The organism is Nonomuraea maritima (assembly GCF_900100395.1).
Classification (GTDB): Bacteria; Actinomycetota; Actinomycetes; order Streptosporangiales; family Streptosporangiaceae; genus Nonomuraea; species Nonomuraea maritima.
Window position 1 is genome coordinate 1 of sequence record NZ_FNFB01000073.1, and the last position, 2,540, is coordinate 2,540.

General features: G+C 57.0%; 1 protein-coding gene and 2 pseudogenes. 2 read left to right on the plus strand and 1 reads right to left on the minus strand.

Translation table 11 applies throughout. The features are described from left to right. Nucleotides 1–357: 357 nt before the first annotated feature. A pseudogene (locus tag BLR04_RS39345) lies at nt 358–888 on the plus strand (transposase); the annotation flags it as partial. Nucleotides 889–1,395: 507 nt separating this feature from the next. Here BLR04_RS39345 and BLR04_RS40345 read toward each other — a convergent pair. Beyond that, nucleotides 1,396–2,190, minus strand: a complete 795-nt coding sequence (locus BLR04_RS40345; protein WP_342672340.1) for a DUF6602 domain-containing protein — start codon at nt 2,188–2,190, stop codon at nt 1,396–1,398. Between the two features lie 240 nt (nt 2,191–2,430). Here BLR04_RS40345 and BLR04_RS40350 point away from each other — a divergent pair. Then, nucleotides 2,431–2,540, plus strand: a pseudogene (locus BLR04_RS40350) (IS5/IS1182 family transposase); the annotation flags it as partial.

Here is a 2,540-nt window from a genome sequence, read left to right on the forward strand (position 1 = left end):
AGCCTACGCAAGTTCGAACCTTGCACCTGCCACACGAGCCAGAAGAGGCCCGTCACCAGCAAAAACGCGGTGACGGGCCTCTCTCGTTGTGTCCGACCGTCTACGACGATCAACGGCGCTCCACGGCCGCTCGCGGCCAATACGCGGCTAAATTCAGAGGGGTGCTTCCCCAGGGCCCTGCTGCTCTTCGATGCCCGCTATAGGTATCAGAGGAGCGTCCTCAGCCAGTGCAGACCGGTTGCGTCCACGGGAGTGGTGTACGAGTTTGGCCAGGTCAGCTGGCGTGGCGTCGTGAAATGGTGACGGCCATCGCGTGATCCTTCGAGTAGCTAGACCAAGATCGAAGGAAGACGCGTGATGGCCGCGGACAACAGTGTGACGCCCGAGCAGTGGCTGGCGCAGCAGATCCAGTCCAGCGACCCTGACATGTTGCGATCCATGGTGAAGACCATGGCCGAGGCGTTGATGTCGGCCGAGGCCGACACCCTGTGCGGAGCCGGCTACGGCCGGCGCAGCGCCGAACGGACGAACCAGCGCAACGGTTACCGCACGCGAGAGTGGGACACCCGCGCCGGCACGATCGAGCTGGCCATCCCCAAACTCCGCTCTGGCGCCTACTTCCCGGACCGGCTGCTGGAACGCCGCCGCCGAGTCGAGCAAGCACTGGTCAGCGTCGTAGCCACCAGCTACCTGCTCGGAGTCTCCACGCGCCGTGTCGACAAGCTGATCGAGCAGCTCGGCATCACGCACATCTCCAAAGGCCAGGTCGCCCAGATGGCCAAGACGCTGGATGAGCAGGTCGACGCCTTCCTCACCCGCGCACTCGACGCCGGCCCCTACACCATCGTCGGGCTGGATGCGCTGACGCAGAAGGTGCGTGCGAAGGGCACCCCAAGGGCTGGGCATCTCTTTTAGTTGAACCATGGAAGTTCGTTTTCATTGCACTCTACCCGCGATAGAGTCAGGCGTAGGTCCGCGCGGCTGAATGGAAGCCCAGAAATCAAAAGCGCACGCACATGCGAGTCCAGGGCTTCTATTAGAGGCGTGGGAACGCCGATGAAAGCTGGGATGTTCCAAGCATTGACGAGAATCTTGTCAAGCTCATTCGATTGAGCGGGAAAGATTGTATGAATCTCCCACGGTGGTACGTTTCTATGGATGTTATAGACGGAACGCCCACCTCGACGCGTGGGTAGCCGCTTCCCAGCAAGCTCTAGAGCTCGAAGAGCCATCAGCTCCGATATCGCCCTGAGCAAAGGGCTAGGTTGGTCCACAGTCTTATTCTGCTGCATACCTTTTCTCTGCTCTAGCTATTTTATCTTCATGCTGTAAATTGGATCTGGCTGTCCGAACTTACGTTCCTGTTTCACCTTTTTCCTCTCAGGGATTTCAAGGTCACGCCTGCTTTCGAGCCTTACTCCAATACGGCTCCATTAATCCTCGCGGCATTTGCCGGTAATTGATCGTGTCGACTAGCCATGTCAGGAAGGCTGCCAGAGCGAAATCTCCGTGATCGTGATTCCAGCCGGCGGCAACTTGTCTACCAAGAAAGTTTTGGTAGCGAAAGCTTCCGTTAGGATAATTTACGCACCATGCGCTAGAGCTGCCCGCTGTACTCTTGGGTTCCTTGAGGAGAAAAGCGGCGTCAATTAGCCGACTGGGGAGCCGGGACAAGGCTTTCGTGGCTTCGCAGGCCGACATCGTGCTCTCGAAGCCTAATAATGCGAATGGCGGAGCTGCTGTATATGCGAGCTGGTCCGGCATGTCAGCGGACATCTTGTTGCCGTTCTTGGTGATACCTAGCTTAACCCACTGATGTTGTAGCTTTCTAACACTGCTTGCTTTTTTGGCAACGTTTTTCAGTACGCTGCTATTTATCGTTGTCTTGACTTCTACTACGGCCGCGACTCCTTCAAAGAAAAAGGGTTGCGGGATCTCTTCGTCGAAAAATCTAGGATGATCGTCGAAAGCGATGATCACGTCTTGTTGAGTACACCTAAAACCGTTAGTGTCAATGATTTCGCCGTGGCCAACCCATAGCCCTCTCGGAAGTACGGACCGCAGCCAACCGCGAGTAGCTATCTCTAGTTGACTTCCCTTAGAGGTCGAGTCGCGAAGTGAGCCGCGACTGAGGTCCAGCTTTGACCGAAGGGCTTTCTCTTGCAGGGTAAGTATTTCACGAATTGGCACTAGGCCAGAATAGCAGGCGAACAGCGACTAGTTCAGTAGCTAGCGATAATGTGGCTATCTAAAGCTTCAAGGTAGTAGATTTCCTGTATAGCCTATTTGTCGGAGATGAGGTAAAGCGTGCTCCTGGCGAGCGGGAGTGTGTACCAGTGCATATGCTGACGGGCCGCCCTGGCCTAGGGAACGGGACTGTGAGCGAGTCTTAGACCGTGTCTTATTTGGTGATCGCTCGTTAGACCAGGCGTGACGACGTTCGCGGACCGGCTGGTCCCTGACGAGTTGTGGGAGCTGTTCCAACGCGTGGTGCCGCCTTCGCCGACCCGTCCGCAGGGTGGTGGCCGGCGGCGGGCTGA